Here is a 15,973-nt window from a genome sequence, read left to right on the forward strand (position 1 = left end):
CTCTTTACAATTTGGTGCGCAGCCGCAGGAACTCGCCCGTATGGCTGCCGGGGCATTGCTCCAGTTCGCGGGGCGTCCCTTCGAAAACGATCCGGCCGCCCTCCGTGCCCGCTTCGGGACCGAGGTCCACCACCCAGTCGGCGCACTTGATGACGTCCATGTTGTGTTCGACGATCACGATCGTATGCCCCCGCTCGATCAGCGCGTTGAACGCGGCGAGCAGTTTGGAGATGTCGTGGAAGTGCAGCCCCGTCGTCGGTTCGTCGAAGATGAACATCACGCCGCCCTCGGCGCTGTCCTTCGTCAGGAACGAAGCCAGTTTCACCCGCTGGCTCTCGCCGCCCGAGAGCGTCGAGGACGACTGCCCGAGCTTGATGTAACCCAGCCCCACGTCCTGCAGGGGCTGCAGCCGCTCGACGATGCGGCGGCAGGTGGTGTTTTTGGTGTCCGCGCCGAAGAAGCCGATAGCGTCGTCGACGGTCATCTCCAGCACGTCGTAGATCGTTTTGTCGCGGTATTTCACCTCCAGCACCTCGTCGCGGAAACGTTTGCCGCCGCACGCCTCGCACACCAGCTCCACGTCGGCCATGAACTGCATCGAGACCTTTATGACCCCCTCGCCCTGACACTCCTCGCAGCGCCCGCCCGCGATGTTGAACGAGAAGTGCGATGCGTTGAGGCCCGTATGCTGGGCATAGGGCTGGTCGGCGAACAGGCGGCGAATCTCGTCGTACGCCTTGATATAGGTCACGGGATTCGACCGCGACGACTTGCCGATGGGGTTCTGGTCGACCATCTCCACCGAGCGCACGAGCTGAAGGTCGCCCGCAAGACCGTCGAAATCGCCCGGCTTGACGCCCGTGTCGAAGAGCAGCCGCCGCAACGCCGGGTAGAGGATGCCTTTGGCCAGCGACGACTTGCCGCTGCCGCTCACGCCCGTGATGCAGGTCATCACCCCGAGCGGGATGCGCACGTCGATGTTGCGCAGGTTGTTCTCACGGGCCCCACGGACGGTGATCGAGTGGCTCCAGCCGCGGGCCGTCTCGGGCGGTGCGATGCTTCGGCGGCCTGTGAGGTAATCAGCCGTCAGGCTCTTTTTGCTTTTCAACAGTTGGGGCAGCGTTCCGCTGAAGACCACTTCGCCGCCGTGGTAGCCCGCCTTGGGACCGATGTCGACGATCCAGTCGGCGGCGCGGATCACCTCCTCCTCGTGCTCGACGACGATCACCGTATTGCCCAGGTCGCGCAGCTGCCTGAGCACCTTGATCAGCCGGTTCGTGTCGCGGGGATGCAGGCCGATCGACGGTTCGTCGAGGATGTAGAGCGACCCGGTGAGGTTGCTCCCCAGCGAGGTGGAGAGGTTGATGCGCTGGCTCTCGCCGCCCGAGAGGGTCGACGAAAGACGGTCGAGCGTAAGGTAGCCCAGCCCCACGTCGGCGAGGTATTGCAGGCGGTTGCGAATCTCGATGAGGATGCGTGCCGCCGTCTTCGTGTCGTGCGCGTCCAGCTCCAGCGCGCCGAAGAAGGCGATCAGCTCGTCGACGGGCATCGTTACCAGTTCGGCGATCGTCCGGCCGCCCACGCGCACGTAGAGCGCCTCCGGCCGCAGGCGCGAGCCGCCGCACGCGGGGCAGACGGTCTTGCCCGTGTAGCGGGCCTTCATCACGCGGAACTGAATCTTGCGCCGCTCCGAGTCGATGTAGGCGAAGAAGTCGTCCAGCCCGTTGAAATACTCGTTGCCGCGCCACAGGAGCCGTTTTTGTTCGGCCGTCAGCTCGTGGAACGGCGTATGGATCGGAAAGTCGAAGCGGTAGGCGTTCTCCACCAGCTTCTCCTTCCATTTGCGCATGGTCTCGCCGCGCCAGCAGGCGATGGCGTCCTCGTAGATGGTTTTGCCCTTGTCCGGAATCACCAGATCCTCGTCGATGCCGATCACCTTGCCGTACCCCTCGCAGCGGGGGCACGCCCCCAACGGGTTGTTGAAACTGAAGAGGTGCTCGGTGGGCGGCTCGAACCGGATGCCGTCGGCCTCGAAGCGCGACGAGAACTCCTCCGAGTCCCCGTCTGAAATGATCCGGCAGACGCCCCCTCCGTAGGAGAAGGCGCGGGCCACGGAGTCGCGGATGCGGGTCTGCGTGTCGTCGTCGGAAGCCACCTTGAGGCGGTCGACGACCACTGCGAACTCCTCGGGCCGCGTCTGGGGCCTGATGCCGGGCAGGACCTCCTCGATCAGGCGCACCTGCCCCTCCGACCAGACGCGCATCAGGCCGTCGGAGAGCAGCAGCGTCAGCTTCTCGATCAGCCCCTGCCCCTCGGTGAGCGTGAGCGGCGCGGCGATTACCGCGCGGCTGCCCTCCCCCAGCGCGAGGACGCGGGCTGCCACGTCGTCGACGCTGAAACAGCGCACCTCCTGACCCGAGACGGGCGAGAAGGTGTGCCCCACGCGGGCGAAGAGCAGCTTGAGGTAGTCGTACAGCTCGGTGGTCGTGCCGACGGTCGAGCGGGGATTGCGCGTGTTGACCTTCTGCTCGATGGCGATGGCCGGGGCGATGCCCGTGATGAGGTCCACGTCGGGTTTGTTGATCTTCCCGAGGAACTGGCGGGCGTAGGCCGAGAGGCTCTCCACGTAGCGGCGCTGCCCCTCGGCGAAGATCGTGTCGAAAGCCAGCGTCGACTTGCCCGAACCCGAAAGTCCGGTTACGACGACGAGTTTGTCGTGCGGAATGTCGACCTCGATGTTGCGGAGGTTGTGGACCCGCGCGCCCTTTATATGGATGGAATTTTCGTGTGCCATGTTACGTTTCGGGGATGCTGCCCCCGGCTTTTTTCAATTTTTCGATCAGCGCCTCCGCCCGGCTTTCGCGGATCGAGAGGCGCATCGTGCAGAGGTTGTCGAACCGCTGCTCTTCGATGCGCGGCTGCTCCTCCTTGACCACGCGCATCACGGCGTTCATCGCCGCGTACGGGAAATCGACGCACACCGTGCGGTCCACGGTGCGCTCCACGATTTCGGCGGCGGCGATCGCTTCCGCCGCGGCTTCCCGGTAGGCGGCGATCAGTCCGGGTACTCCCAGTTTCGTGCCGCCGAACCAGCGGACGACCACCACCAGACAATCGGTCAGCGCATGGGAGAGCAGCTGTCCGAGGATCGGACGGCCCGCCGTACCCGACGGCTCCCCGTCGTCGTTGGCGCGGAACGCCTCGCCCGCGGGGCCGAGCCGCCAGGCGTAACAGTGGTGCGTGGCGTCGTAGTATTTTTTGCGCAGGGTGTCGAGGTGCGATCGTATCTCCTCCTCCGACCGGACGGGATAGGCGTAGGCGAGGAACTTGCTGCTGCGCTCCCGCGACGCCGCCTCCGACGGGGCGGCTATGGTTCGATACGTATCCTCCGCCACCCTATTTCACCTTTCGGAAGAGACGTCCCCAGCGGATATTGGCCGGAAAACGCTTGTTCGCGTCGAGCGAAAGCCAGACGAACGACGCCTTGCCGACGATATGGTCCTCGGGAACGAAGCCCCAGAAGCGCGAATCGGCCGAGTTGTGGCGGTTGTCGCCCATCATCCAGTAGTAGTCCATGCCGAACGTGTAGCTCGAGGTCTGCTCGCCGTCGATGAAGATCTCTCCGTCGCGCTGCTCGAGCGTATGGCCCTCGTAGGTCTCGATGATGCGGCGGTAAAGCGGCAGGTTTTCGGCGGTCAGCTCGACCGTGGCGCCTTTGGCCGGAATCCAGATCGGACCGTAGTTGTCCTGGCTCCAGCGGGGGGTCTCCCACTGCGGGAAGACGTCCGTGTTGGGCGTGTAGACATAGCGCCGGATCGAGACGACATTCTCCAACTGGCGGATTTTGTCGGCCGCATCCTGCGTGAGGTACATATAGTAGACCGATCCGTTGCCCGAGAACTCCGTGATGCCGAGGTTGTCGATGGCGTACTGCGAGAAGGGCGACGAGGTCTGCACGACGTACATGTATTGCAGCCCGTCGATCGGCTCCTGCGGCAAACCATTGACCCACACCTGGCCGTCGCGTACTTCGAGCGAGTCGCCCGGGATGGCCACGCAGCGCTTGATGTAGTTCTCGCGCTTGTCCACCGGACGGCTGATGACCGTGTATTTCGCATTGAGCTGCTTGCGCCCCTCCTCTTCGCCGAACGACTCCTCGTAGCTGCGCAGCGTGTCGTAGTAGCTGACGGCCTGATTCTCCAGCAGGACGGTGTCGCCCGCGGGGAAGTTGAAGACCACTACGTCGTTGCGCTCGATTCCGCCCAGTCCGCGCAGGCGGTGGTAGGGCCACTTGACCGCCTCGGAGAACGACTTCTTGGTCTGCGAGAAGGGCATCGTGTGGTGTACGAACGGGAACGAGAGCGGCGTATTGGGCATCTGCGGGCCGTAGGCCACCTTGCTCACATAGAGGTAGTCGCCCACCAGCAGCGACTTCTCCATCGAGGAGGTCGGGATGACGTACATCTGGAAGATGAAGATGTGCACCAGCGAGGCGACCACCGTGGCGAAGACCACGGCGTTGATCCACTCGTAGGCCGTCTTGTAGGTTTTGCTGCGCTGGCACATCTTCACGTTGTGACACCACACGTAGCGGTAGAAGTAGCGCGAAATGTAGAGGTCGTAGATGATCGGAAGGCCCAGCAGCAGCCAGAGATTGCCGGTCCAGACCACGAACCAAAGCGTGTATAGCAGCGCGGTGAGGGTGAATCCCACCCATTTGTTGCGAAAAAAGCGTCTGATCTTATTCATTCGGTTGTATGCTTGATGCTCGTTCAGGAAATGCGCAGCAGGTCGTCCATCGTGTAGACGCCCCGTTTGCCGCAGAGGAACTCGGCCGCCACGACGGCTCCGAGCGCCAGCGCACGGCGGTTTTTGATCGTATGCCGCAGTTCGAGGCGGTCGTCCTCCGATTCGTAGGTCACCGTGTGGATGCCCGGAACCTCCCCTTCGCGGACGGAGCGGATGACGATCCGCTCCTCGCCCGCCTCGGCGGGATCTTCCACCCGGTTGGCGGCCTGCCCCACGCCGGGGGCGTAATCGACCCACCCCGTCTTGCCGGGCATTTCCGCCAGGATACCCTCGGCCAGCGTGATCGCCGTGCCGCTCGGGGCGTCCTGCTTGTGGACATGATGCACCTCCCCGATCGTTAGGTCGTAGCCGCCCACGCGGCCGATCATCGCGGCCAGCTGCCGGTTGAGGCGGAACAGGAGGTTGACGCCCAGGCAGTAGTTCGAGGCGTAGAACAGCGCCCCGTTCCGCTGGCGGCACAACGCTTCCAGTTCCGCGAGGCGGTCGGTCCAGCCCGTCGTGCCGCTCACGACCGCCGTGCCCGCTTCGATGCAGGTCCGCAGGTTGGCGTACGCCGTCGCGGGGGTGGTGAACTCCAGCGCTACGTCGATGCCGGCCAGATGGGCGGCATCCAGTTCCGAAGCGTTCGCGGCGTCGATGATGAGCGCCGTCTCGTGCCCTCGTTCGGAGAGGACCCGTTCGATTTCGTGCCCCATGCGGCCGTATCCGATGATAGCTGCTTTCATGCCTGCGTGATTGGTTTTGGTAAGACAGTGCAAGCCGGGGCCGCCTGTCTGAGCCGGTGGTTATTCCGGGCAAAGATACTAAAATTTCACCGCTAAAATACATGCGTTCGATCCTAAAACGTGCGGCGGGCCGAAAATGTTATGTCTCCTCGGCGGAAAGACGGTAGCAGATAGCGTTGTTTTTGCTACCTTTGCAGGGATAAATTTTCGCAAAGATGCGTTATTTTCTCGAATTGCGATACGACGGGGCGGCCTACTGCGGCTGGCAGCGGCAGCCCGACCAGCCGACGGTGCAGCGGACGCTCGAGGGGGCGCTGACCATCCTGCTGCGCGAAAAGATCGAGCTGACCGGGGCGGGACGCACCGACACGGGTGTCAACGCCTCCTATTACGTGGCGCATTTCGATTGCTCGGCAGAGGTCGCCGATCCGGTGCAAACGGTCTACAAACTCAATTTTTTGCTGCCGGGCGACATTGCCGTGAGCAGCATGACCCGCGTCGGCGACGGGGCGCACGCCCGCTTCGACGCCCGCGAACGCGAGTACCGCTACTTTCTCGAACCGCGCAAAAATCCCTTCACACGCGGCTGTACGTGGCAGTATTACGTCCCGCTGGACGTCGACCGGATGAACGAGGCGGCGGCCATGCTTCCGCAATTCGACGACTTCACCTCGTTCGCCAAGCTCAATTCGAACAACAAGACCAACATCTGCCGCGTGATGCACGCCCGCTGGACGGCCGACGAACGGGGCGTGCTGTGCTTCACGATCCGGGCCGACCGCTTCCTGCGCAACATGGTGCGCTCGATCGTGGGAACGCTCATCGATGTGGGCCGCGGACGCTACACGCCCGAAGAGTTCCGCGCGATCGTGCTCGCACGCGACCTGTCGCTTTCGAGTGCGGGGGCGCCGGCGCAGGGGCTTTTCCTGAGCGACGTCCGCTACCCGGCGGAGGTTTTCACACGCAAAACGAACTTTTAACCTTAAATAAAAATCATTATGATCGGAACACTTGTTTGGCTTATCGGCGTTGTCTGCACCGTCTGGTGCGTACTGGACATCTTCAAGAAGAACATCGGCACGGGCGGCAAGGTCATCGCCTCGATCGTGGTACTGCTGACCAGCTGGGTGGGTCTCGCGGTCTACTATTTCTACGGCCGCGAACACCTCGAAGAGTGGTTCAAATAGCCCGCAACGCCGGATGGAAAAGAGGTCTCTTCTGAATGAAGAGACCTCTTTTTTAACTGACTTATTGGAGCGAATCGGGCGCCGGGATCAAAAAAAGAGCTATCAGTATCAACAGCAGAATCCCGACCGCGATTGCTGCGGTCCGCTTCCAGCCGCCCCGCTTTTTCTCGGGCAGAACCGGGGTGTCGAAGCCGGCGAAGGCTTTCGCCGGAGCATCGGCGCTTTCAGGCTTGGGTTTCTGCCCTTCCGGCCGACCCAGTTCCCGTTCCAGCCGCCGGGCACGTTCGGCGGCCAGCGCGGCCTGCCGCTCCCGGCGCGCCTGCTCCGCGGCGGCGCGCTCCCGCTCCTGCCGCTCGTGTTCGGCGCGGGCCGCCGCCTCCTGCGCGGCCCGTTCGGCCCGCAGCCGGTCGATCTGTTTGCCTGCGCGGAAGACGGCGAGCAGAACGAAGAGCTGCCCCGCGTCGAAACTCCCTTCGGGGGACATGTCGTTGTCCATCAGCGCGCGGAGCGCATCGTGGACCTCGATCAGCGGCTGCGAGAGGTATTCCCGCCGGATTTGTCCGCCGATCGTGCCGGCCCGCCGGATCATGGTCTGGTCGGACGATTCGAAGCCGCGTGCCAGGTAGTAGGCCGCCTCGGCCAGCCGGATGTCGTCCTCATGCTCACCGAACGCCGTGCGCACCCGCTCCAGCGCGGCGCTGCCCTTGGGCGATCCGATCCGGCAATAGGCCAGAAAGCCCCAGTAGCGCTGCCAGTAAATGTCGGTCAGCTCCTCCTCGTAGCTCTTTACCGCAGCCTCGGGTTCGAGGATCGCGCGGGCGAGGAAATACCAGTACTCCGCTGCGTAGTTGGCCGTCAGGTCGTGCAGTACGGCGAGCGTTTCCATGGCCTTCGCCTGCTCTTCGGGTGCGTCGGTCCGTTTCAGCTGCCCGACGGCCGTCTCCAGTTCGGCCTCCTGCAGCGACGAGAGTTTCGGATTGCGCACGGGCGTCTGCTGCTGCAGCGAACGCAGGATCGCCATGCGGCTCTCCCCGTCGAGGTGCAGCCGCTCGGCCTCCGCGTCGAGCTGTCGTTTGCGGGCCGCGTCGAGCGGCCCTTCGGCCGTGATGCGTGCCGCCGTGGTGCGGAACTCTCCGCGGGCCTCCTCTTCGCACGTTTCACACCGCTTCGACCGCTCGATGTAGTACTCCAGGGCGACCTGCTTGCCGCATTGGGGACACACCACGCTGTGATCGAGGTAGATGCGTTTGCCCGAAACGGCGCAGACGACGGTCATGTGCGAGTGGTCCTCGGTGATGTTGTTGTGGATGGTGATGTTCGAAGCCTCGTAATTCTCCTGCTTGCCGACGATCGTGCTGTCGTTGATCAGGTTCTTGTCGCCGACGAGCGGTCCCGCATCCGGTTCGGCGGTCGGGGGAGCGGCGGGCTGCGGCGCGGGCTTGGGCGCGGACGTCGGGCACTCCCTGCCGCACGCTGGGCAGAAGCGGGCGTTGTCATCCGCAAGGACGGTCCCGCAATTAGGGCATTTTTTCATGGGTTGGATTGTTCTTCGGTGCTGTCATTGGTTTGTCGGGCAGGCTCGATCGTATCGACCGTTTCCGCCGGCGCTGCCGGTTCGATCCGTTCGACGACCAGCCAGCCGTGGCTGAGGGTCCCCGTCACGCAGGTCTCCATCCCGTCGAACGGTCGGAACCACGTATCGTTCATGGGTGCGCCCCCTTCGCGGCAGAGCTTGATTTCGTCCCCCTCCGCCGGGGTCAGGAACGCATAGTGCCCCTCGGCGTGCGTTCCGACGTTGCTCAGCCGGTAATGAAGCGTTCCGCGGTAGGTTTCCATAGCCGCAATTATTTGAGTTCGTTGCCGCAGTGGGCGCAAAAACGGATGCCGGGAGCGGTCACCGTCCCGCACGCGGGGCAGACGCGGCCTTCGGGCCGGGGCTGCTGTGCGGACTGCTGGGCGTTGTTGCGCGTGGCGTATTCGAGGGCGTTTTCCTGCGCGCGGTCGGTGCGCTCCTGCTGCCGCTCGGCGTTGCGGCGGTATTCGTCGCGCTGCTCGTCCTTGTGCTGGACCAGACTGCCGGTCATCGAGGTGGCCATCTCCTTCATCTGCCGCATCATCTCCAGCATGTGTTCCTCGTGGCGCTGCGCGTCGCTGATGCGGGCGTCGGCCGCCTGCTGGACCTGCTCGGCGCTGCGCCCTGCGGAGAACGACTGGGCAAAGGCTTTGGCCCCCTCGGCATCGAGGTTTTCGCGGGCGCCGATGGCCATGATCTGTTCGGCGGTCATCTGCGCCTGCTTGTCGAGCGCCTCCTGACGCAGGCGCTCCTTCTCCAGCTCCTGTTGGTGCTCGAGTTGTTTGTCCTCGCGGTTCAGCTCCTTGACCTTGCGCAGCCGCTCGATCTGAGCGTCCATCTCCGCCTGATCCAGCTCGATCTCCGTCATGCGATCGGCGCGGGTGTGTTCGCGCTCCTTGGCCCGCCGCTCGTCGGCGTACTCCTCCGCCTTGCGCTGTTGGGCGATGGCCATGTCCTGCAGGTCGAGGTTGCGGCGCATCTGCTCCATGGCGATCTCGCCCTCCCCTGCCGTGCGGGCCTTTTCGAACTCGATGTCGTCCTTCAGCTGCATCAGCTTGAGCGTCTGTCCGCGGCGGTAGCCCCGTTCGGCGATGTCCTGACGCAGGTTTTCGATGTCTTCCTCACGCAGCAATCCCGTTTTGGCGATGTCGGCCATCGCGGCCTCCACCTCCTCCTCCGAGCGTGCGTCGCGGATGCGCTTCTCGCGGGAGAGGACCGTGTAGAACTTATCCAACTCGTCTTCGGTCAGCAACTTGTCCTTGTTGACCTGCTGCAACCCTTGAAACAGCTCCAGATCGCTTTGCGCCTCGGTGACGGCCTGCGCATTCGTGGCGGCCGAGAGGCGGTTGCGGAAGTCGTTGGTGCGGTGCAGGTAGTCCAGCTCCTGCTCCGAGAGGTAGAGTTCGCGGCTCAGGTCGCGCAGCCGTTCCAGGTCCTCGTTCGAGGCGACGACCTCGGCGACGCGCTCGAGCACGAGTCCGTGCAGTTCGTCGGAGGCGGCGATGCGTGCGCCGATCGCATCGAGCGTCTCCTGCGGAAGGGTCGCGGCGGTCACCTCGCTATGTGCGAGTACCGCTTCGACGGCCTGCCGCACGGCCGGACAGAGCGTTTCGGCGATATTTCCGGTCGTGGCTACGGCACGGTCCGCGAGGAAGTGGCGGGCGAAGCGGTCGAAGTCGGCGATGCGGAACAGGGCGCGCACGCCGACCTTCAGATCGAGTTTGTCGGTGCGCACCTGCATCGGGGCGAACTCGCCGTCCTGCCCCGGGGTTCCCGATCCGAAGATGAGCGAAAAACTCCTGTCCAGCTTGAGGTAGAGCGAGAATACCTCGTTGCGTTTCAGGCTCTCGATCAGCTCGTCGAGCGTATGCTGCCGCGCGTGGGGATCGCCGAGGCGGTCTTTCTCACGCCGGCCCAGCACGGCGTTCAGCAGGAAGCGGCCTCCCGCTCCGAGCGCCCCGCTCACCCCGCCGCGGCGGCTTTCGAGCTGGCGTTCCAGTTCGTCCGGGTCGACGAAATCGTAGACCCCGCCGTGCAGTTCGGCGATCTGTTTGCCGTTCGCCCGGATATAGGCCGTCGTACCGTCGTTGACGATCAGCCCCTGTGCCGAATCGTAGCGGGTAAACTCGGTTTCGTTGATCCGGCAGGCGACCTCGCCCTGTCGGATGTTCCAGCATATTTTCTGTTTGACGACAGCCAGTTCGCCTGCCGGCTCCCGCTCCTCAGCGGGCGCAGTGCTGGTCGGAGCGGGGCCGGAGGCGACAGGCGTTCCGCACGAAGTGCAGAATTTGGTCCCGGGGGTAAGCGTTTGGCCGCATGAGGGACATGCGGGACCGTCATCGGCCGCCGGAGCGGGTGTGCCGCATGCGGTGCAGAACTTGGCTCCCTCCATCAGTTCGGAGTTGCAATTCGGACATTTCATGATCGGGTTATTTGGTTGATACGATGGTTTTCACTTTCCCGTCGACTCCGGTGAGTGCCGAGTGCAGCCGCTCGCAGGCGTAACCCCGGCCCGTGTAGTCGAAGGCGTAGAACTCCGTGCCGTCCGGGTAGCGGTTGCGGAAGATGGCGCTGAGCCGGCGCGGTTCGACGCCCAGCCGCGCATAGAGTTCCCGGTCGACCGTCTGGCGGATGGCGGCCAGGTTGCCGTCGACCTGCCGCCGCACGGTTTCGAGCAGCGACTGCGGTCCCTCGTCCGCGGCTTTATAGAGACAGCGGCTTTCGCTGACGCTCTGGACCGGACGCAGCGACATCTTTTGCCGGGGAGCCGCGGCGATCCGTTGCGGACGGCCGTCGACCGCGGCGCGCAGCGAGGGGTCGCCGAAGAGGTTGAACTCGACGATCGAGACCAGCTGCTGGTCGTAGAGCCGTCCGTCGTCGTAGTCGAAGAAGCTCTTGCGCGCCAGGTAGAGCGCCTCGCCCGCCGTATGGCCGTTGAAGAGCGAAGCCATGTAGACGTTGGCCAGCCGGTCGGAGTTGTCGATCGGATAGCGGTTGTTGCAGAAGGCGCTGCGCGAGGAGCCCAGGTAGAGCAGCGTCTCTCCCGTCAGGGCGGTCAGCAGCATCGACTGGTCGCGGTAGTACTGCATGTATTTGGCCCCGTAGCACGCCTCCGTCACCACGATATTGGGGCGGCGTGCCGCGGCGAAGTGATGCGGCGAGATCGCCGGGAAATAGGCTTCGTTGTCGATGTCGGCCACGAATCCCCGCTGGGTGGGCTGGTCGCCGCCGTGGAGGTTGAAGTAGTAGAAGTCGGCTTCGGGGTCGAAAACCTCTTCGATATTCTCTTCGAGCACGGGCAGTGAATAGAAGAGGCTGCCGCGGACCACGGGCAGGCGGACCCCCTCCATCTCACAGTAGGACTGTGCGTAGCGGTCGGCGGCGGTGTCGAGGCGCATCTGCTGCAAGGGGGTGCAGACCGTCTGCGAATCGTCGCCCCACGGCAGGTTGGTCTGCGCGTAGTAACGCCTGAGCGGAATGCCGTCTGCGGCCCCGGCGGCGCGGCGCAGGTAGCCGGCCAGGTCGTCGATCGAGGCGTCCATCGGCAGCGGGAGCCGCCCGACGTGGAAATACTGCTCGTATTCGAAGAGTTTTCCCGAGCGCAGCAGGGGGTAGGTCCGCTCGCCCAGCAGATAGGCGTAGGGAATGTCCGTGTCGATGTCCTTGTCGTGGATTTTCGGATTGTCGGCCATGTAGTGCCTTACGACGGGCATCGGGATGATGTCCTCGCCGCCTATGATAAACAGGTAGGCCGTCCGGTCCCGGTCGGTCGTGCGGCCGAAGCGGTAGCTGTCGGCCAAAAGGGCGGCGTGCTCGGTCCACTTGTCGGACGGTGCAAGCTCCGTGTGACGGTCGCTTCCTGCCGCAGGGTTGAGCCAGCGGTAGTCCGAGGCGTCGACCAGTCGGTAGCGGATGCCGCGCGCGGCGGCGGCTTCGGCATAGGCCGCGAGCAGTCGGCGCAGGGTCTGCGGATCGCTGCCCAGTTTGGAGGTGAGCGCTTTGAGGTTGGTAAAGAGAATGCCTTCGGCCGGCCGTTCGCCCGGGGCGGCTTCGACGCCCCTGCCGGAGGGGGCGTTTGCCGGGGTCCGCCCGGGAGCAGGCTCGGGGACGGGAATCGGTGCGGGTGCGGGCTTTTGTGTCGGTTCGGTGTCGGGTTTCGGCGCGTGGACCGGGTCCGGTTTGGGCGCTTCGGGCAGTTTTGCGCCGCAGTTCCCGCAGAAGAGGCCCTTCTCGCATTTATGGCCGCAGTTGGGACAGAACATGGCGTGGGGTTGTTTGGGTTAGTCGATTCGGATGATCTCTACCGGGGTCTGTTCCAGGCCGGGCATCGCCTCGCCGATTTCCGCGCCGATATAGGTCGGATCGCAGACGGTGTAACGCTCCCTGCCGACGGAGACGTAATCCCCCACCGCCTCGCCGTGGAACCGGACGGCGGCGGCGATATGGTTCGGGTAGTAAAGCAGGACGGTCTTCAGCTGAAGCAGCTCCCCGACCAGCTGCACGAAGAGCACCGAGCGGTCCTCGCAGTCGCTGTACGGGAAAAAGAACATCTCCTCGGCGAAGAGCGTGCGCTCGCCGCCGAACTGCGCGTCGTCAGTTTTGTACGGAAAGGCCCGGTGCAGGTAGTGCAGCAGGATCGCCGCGGCCTGGTACTCCCCTTTCCCGGCGATCGCGCGGCGCAGCGGCGGAAGCAGCTGTTCCCGCACCGAGGCCGACAGGCGGGCGGAGGCATAGATATTCCAGTAGCAGGGCGGATAATCCTCCAGAAAATCGAGCAGGTTGCGATTCGGCGTCACCGTGGTCGATATACCGTCCTGCGCGTCGTTGCGCACGGCCGGTGCGGCGGGAGCGTCGCTCAGCAGGGGCGGTTCGGGCATCGAGAGCGAGAGGACCCGTTCGCCGGGGATGCTGAAATTGCAGATGCTGAACTGTCCGCCCGTCGCGCTGCCGTCCAGTAGGTAGAAGGTCTGTCCGCCGATCCGGAAATAGGGACGTGCGTAAACCCGGTCATCGAGAGCCAGCAGCAGGTGCAGACGCTCCCTGCCGCGGGCCAGCCGGACCTTGTAGCCCGCCTCGGCCATCAGGAACGACTGCACGAGCGTCGATTCGTCGGTCGCCCGGCCGCAGTAGGCGTCGGCGAGCGTGCGCACCAGGTCGTAATAGCCCCAGTCGTTCAGGCGCAGCTGCTCCTTCATCTCGCTGCATTCTGCCGCCACGCGGTCATACGACCCGGCGATGCGCTCCCAGGCGTCGGCGACGCTGTTCTCCGCCCTCGAAGCGAGGCGCACATGCTGATCGGGTCCCAGCGAGACGGAACACTCGGTTCCGTAGAACGCGAACCGGCAGGTGCGGGATGCGTCTATTTTCGTAGGAGTTGCGACGGGTGCGGGGCGTGCCTCGGGCGGAGCCTCGGGCAGTTCGACGATCCGGTTCGGGACGATCGGTTTGGGCGTGCGGATAACGGGTGCGTCGGGTTGCCGCATCACGGGCCGGTCAGGCTCTTTCCGTTCGGGCACAGGCACGGGCGCTTCGGCACGGAACGCCTCCCAGCGCTTGCGCATGAAGTCGGCGCAGGCTTTTCGGTAGTCCTCCCGGAATTCGGTGTAGGCGCGCCGGCGGCGCGACTGATATTCGAGCAGCGCTTCGCGGCGCGTCTGGGCCGCGAGGGGCGCGGCGGCGAGCAGCAGCACAAGCACGAGCGTATAACGTTTCATAGGGCGGGTCGTGTGGTCGGGAACGCCCTTCCCGGCAAGGGGTCCGGGAAGAGCGTATGGGAAAGGGGTGATGGGGAAGGGATTGGGGGGTAGGGATTGGGGGGAAGGTCACTGCCTCGAGAAGGTGGCCATCTGCTCCTGGAAGATCTTCTTGAATTGTTCACGGTCGAACTCCAGGTTGAGCTTGGCGTCGTTGGCGATCGCCTCCTCGACCGCCTGCTCGATGGCCGCCTTGGGCATCTGCAGGCAGACGTAGAAGCGGAAGGAGCCGTCTTCCTGCCGGAAAATCTTCTCGTCGGCGACCTGCACGTCGCGCAGCTGCTGGTTCACTACCGCATAGGAAAGCTCCTGATACTGCGATTTGTGCTCCGCGGCGACGCCCGTATCCTGATTCTTGACGTAGTTCTCCATGACCACCTGCAGGTCGGCCTGGATGTTGGCGGCCAGCTCCTGCCGGCAGTTCTGCATGGCGATCTTCTGTGCCGTGCTCCGGTCGCTGCTGGCTCCGTTCTGTACGGCGCGGAAGTAGGCGGCGTCGCTGCGGTACTGCGGACCGCTCAGCGGCACGGTCTCTTCCACCATGCCCGTCGGGGCGGGCGTGCCGGCTACTTTCTTCGAGGAGCTGCACGATACGGCTCCGGCTGCAAGGAGGAGCGCCAAGGCTCCGAAAAGCGTTTTTTTCATGGTCTGTTATTGGTTAGTGGTGAGTTGATAAGGCAGCGTAAATGGGATTTCGGCAGCGGTGCTGTCCGACTTAACGACGGTGACCGTGCCGCGGATCGCGGCGATCCCCTGCCGGGCCGCAGCCGCCGCGCCCGTGCATGCGAAGCGGACGGTGCGTTCGCCCGCAGCGAGTGCCGTCGGTTCGATCCGTTCCGCGGCCAGCCGTTTCCCGTCGGCCGGGTTCCGCAGTTCGATCCGCGTTACGCGGGCGCCCTCGCCCGTGACGCGCAGGCGGAGCGAACCCCGCACTACCCCGTCGCCCTGTTCCAGATGAACCGATCCGACGGGACGCACCGACACCTTGTTCTGCGCCGGATCGAACGCCAGCGTATGCGCGATGCGCCTGCCCCCGAGCAGGTAGAGCACTTCGATCCGGTTCAGATCGCCCGGAGAGGCGTATTCGGGGTTGTAGGTCAGCAGATAGAGGGTATCGGCGACGGGCCTGACCGCCATTTCGACCGCCGATTCGCTCTTCAGGCGCGGCTGGACCGACGTAGTGACCTTGCGCCCGTCGAGGCGCAGCGAATAGAGGCACGAGCCGCACGACTCCGCTTCGACACGAATGCTGAGCCGGTCGTAGAGCTGGCGGTAGATGTTGCGCAGCGTCGAGACGTCGCTGCGGCGCGTGGCATCGAAGAAGTAACGCTCCAAGCCGTCCAGCTCCTCGACGGCCTGCCGGATGAGGTCGATATTGACCAGCGTTTCCGCTTCGCGGCGCAGCTCCTCGCAACGGGCGCACTTGGCCCCGTCGATGGCCAGAAAGGCGTCGATCAGCTGTCGGCGGGTCTGCGCGGGGAAGGGATAGCGGACGGAGTATTCGTAGCGGTAACGCTTTGACTTTTTGCTGTAAATCCGCTCCCAGTAGATCGCTTCGGCATTCGACAGGCTAAGGTCGCTGAGAAACGGCAGCTTGGCCGCTTCGGTCATCAGCACGGACGAGTAGTCGCTCATGACGCTCATCAGCCTGTCTTGCGTAACCTGCCGCCGGGTCATGGTCTCCGCCGAGCAGACATTGACCGCGACGGAGTTGATGACCTGCTCGCGGATCGAGGCCATGCACCGGGCAGAAGCCTCGGCAAGGGTCTCCCCCACCTCCGTCACGCAGATCGCCGACGGGTCGGAGCGCCCGATCCAGGCGGGTTTCTCCCGGTCGCTCGCGTCGACGACCTTCTCTTTCTGGGCGAACAGGGCCGCGGGTGCAAGCAGCAGCGGCAGCAGTGCGAAAGTAAGCAGCTTTTTCAT

At 64.4% G+C, this 15,973-nt stretch carries 13 protein-coding genes; 2 read left to right on the forward strand and 11 right to left on the reverse strand.

Translation table 11 applies throughout. The features are described from left to right. Window positions 1-4: 4 nt before the first annotated feature. The 4 genes from uvrA to dapB are packed head-to-tail and all read right to left on the reverse strand — an operon-like array spanning window position 5 to window position 5,534. Window positions 5-2,794, reverse strand: a complete 2,790-nt coding sequence (uvrA, locus tag ACMO9O_RS09835; RefSeq protein WP_418983690.1) for an excinuclease ABC subunit UvrA — start codon at window positions 2,792-2,794, stop codon at window positions 5-7. A gap of 1 nt (window position 2,795) precedes the next feature. Next, on the reverse strand, window positions 2,796-3,395 hold the full coding sequence (locus ACMO9O_RS09840) for an IMPACT family protein (RefSeq protein WP_418983691.1): 600 nt from the start codon (window positions 3,393-3,395) through the stop codon (window positions 2,796-2,798). 1 nt (window position 3,396) lies between these two features. Next, complete coding sequence (lepB, locus tag ACMO9O_RS09845) at window positions 3,397-4,749, reverse strand: signal peptidase I (RefSeq protein ID WP_418983692.1); 1,353 nt, start codon at window positions 4,747-4,749, stop codon at window positions 3,397-3,399. 23 nt (window positions 4,750-4,772) lie between these two features. Continuing rightward, complete coding sequence (gene dapB / locus ACMO9O_RS09850; protein WP_418983693.1) at window positions 4,773-5,534, reverse strand: 4-hydroxy-tetrahydrodipicolinate reductase; 762 nt, start codon at window positions 5,532-5,534, stop codon at window positions 4,773-4,775. A 215-nt stretch (window positions 5,535-5,749) separates the two neighbouring features. Here dapB and truA point away from each other — a divergent pair, with 215 nt between their 5' ends. Further along, window positions 5,750-6,514 (forward strand): tRNA pseudouridine(38-40) synthase TruA, encoded by a 765-nt coding sequence (gene truA, locus ACMO9O_RS09855; RefSeq protein ID WP_418983694.1) that lies wholly within the window; start codon window positions 5,750-5,752, stop codon window positions 6,512-6,514. A gap of 18 nt (window positions 6,515-6,532) precedes the next feature. Further along, on the forward strand, window positions 6,533-6,721 hold the full coding sequence (locus ACMO9O_RS09860; RefSeq protein ID WP_418983695.1) for a hypothetical protein: 189 nt from the start codon (window positions 6,533-6,535) through the stop codon (window positions 6,719-6,721). A gap of 61 nt (window positions 6,722-6,782) precedes the next feature. Here ACMO9O_RS09860 and ACMO9O_RS09865 read toward each other — a convergent pair whose 3' ends face one another. From ACMO9O_RS09865 to ACMO9O_RS09895, 7 genes are all read right to left on the reverse strand, one after another. Then, entirely contained in the window at window positions 6,783-8,255 is a 1,473-nt protein-coding gene (locus ACMO9O_RS09865) for a zinc ribbon domain-containing protein (protein WP_418983696.1), read from the reverse strand. Next, the gene (locus tag ACMO9O_RS09870) at window positions 8,252-8,557 is read right to left on the reverse strand and encodes a hypothetical protein (protein WP_418983697.1); all 306 of its coding nucleotides are present in this window, start codon (window positions 8,555-8,557) and stop codon (window positions 8,252-8,254) included. Before ACMO9O_RS09870 ends, ACMO9O_RS09865 begins: the two co-directional genes overlap by 4 nt. Window positions 8,558-8,565: 8 nt before the next feature. Beyond that, window positions 8,566-10,716, reverse strand: a complete 2,151-nt coding sequence (locus ACMO9O_RS09875) for a zinc-ribbon domain-containing protein (RefSeq protein WP_418983698.1) — start codon at window positions 10,714-10,716, stop codon at window positions 8,566-8,568. A 7-nt stretch (window positions 10,717-10,723) separates the two neighbouring features. Further along, on the reverse strand, window positions 10,724-12,556 hold the full coding sequence (locus ACMO9O_RS09880) for a C25 family cysteine peptidase (protein WP_418983699.1): 1,833 nt from the start codon (window positions 12,554-12,556) through the stop codon (window positions 10,724-10,726). Window positions 12,557-12,574: 18 nt separating this feature from the next. Then, window positions 12,575-14,008, reverse strand: a complete 1,434-nt coding sequence (locus tag ACMO9O_RS09885) for a hypothetical protein (RefSeq protein ID WP_418983700.1) — start codon at window positions 14,006-14,008, stop codon at window positions 12,575-12,577. A 108-nt stretch (window positions 14,009-14,116) separates the two neighbouring features. After that, window positions 14,117-14,692 carry a hypothetical protein gene (locus ACMO9O_RS09890; protein ID WP_418983701.1) on the reverse strand — a complete coding sequence of 192 codons (576 nt, stop codon included), beginning with the start codon at window positions 14,690-14,692 and terminating at the stop codon, window positions 14,117-14,119. Between the two features lie 6 nt (window positions 14,693-14,698). After that, the gene (locus tag ACMO9O_RS09895; RefSeq protein WP_418983702.1) at window positions 14,699-15,973 is read right to left on the reverse strand and encodes a hypothetical protein; all 1,275 of its coding nucleotides are present in this window, start codon (window positions 15,971-15,973) and stop codon (window positions 14,699-14,701) included.

Origin of the sequence: Alistipes sp. (genome assembly GCF_048465635.1) — a bacterium.
GTDB lineage: Bacteria > Bacteroidota > Bacteroidia > Bacteroidales > Rikenellaceae > Alistipes.

Bases quoted from the DNA above. Each gene is read 5' to 3' on its own strand.
- ACMO9O_RS09895 (WP_418983702.1), bottom strand. From the start codon at position 15,973: ATGAAAAAGCTGCTTACTTTCGCACTGCTGCCGCTGCTGCTTGCACCC.
- truA (WP_418983694.1), top strand. From the start codon at position 5,750: ATGCGTTATTTTCTCGAATTGCGATACGACGGGGCGGCCTACTGCGGC.
- uvrA (WP_418983690.1), bottom strand. From the start codon at position 2,794: ATGGCACACGAAAATTCCATCCATATAAAGGGCGCGCGGGTCCACAAC.
- ACMO9O_RS09880 (WP_418983699.1), bottom strand. From the start codon at position 12,556: ATGTTCTGTCCCAACTGCGGCCATAAATGCGAGAAGGGCCTCTTCTGC.
- ACMO9O_RS09875 (WP_418983698.1), bottom strand. From the start codon at position 10,716: ATGAAATGTCCGAATTGCAACTCCGAACTGATGGAGGGAGCCAAGTTC.
- ACMO9O_RS09865 (WP_418983696.1), bottom strand. From the start codon at position 8,255: ATGAAAAAATGCCCTAATTGCGGGACCGTCCTTGCGGATGACAACGCC.
- ACMO9O_RS09870 (WP_418983697.1), bottom strand. From the start codon at position 8,557: ATGGAAACCTACCGCGGAACGCTTCATTACCGGCTGAGCAACGTCGGA.
- ACMO9O_RS09890 (WP_418983701.1), bottom strand. From the start codon at position 14,692: ATGAAAAAAACGCTTTTCGGAGCCTTGGCGCTCCTCCTTGCAGCCGGA.
- lepB (WP_418983692.1), bottom strand. From the start codon at position 4,749: ATGAATAAGATCAGACGCTTTTTTCGCAACAAATGGGTGGGATTCACC.
- ACMO9O_RS09885 (WP_418983700.1), bottom strand. From the start codon at position 14,008: ATGAAACGTTATACGCTCGTGCTTGTGCTGCTGCTCGCCGCCGCGCCC.
- dapB (WP_418983693.1), bottom strand. From the start codon at position 5,534: ATGAAAGCAGCTATCATCGGATACGGCCGCATGGGGCACGAAATCGAA.
- ACMO9O_RS09860 (WP_418983695.1), top strand. From the start codon at position 6,533: ATGATCGGAACACTTGTTTGGCTTATCGGCGTTGTCTGCACCGTCTGG.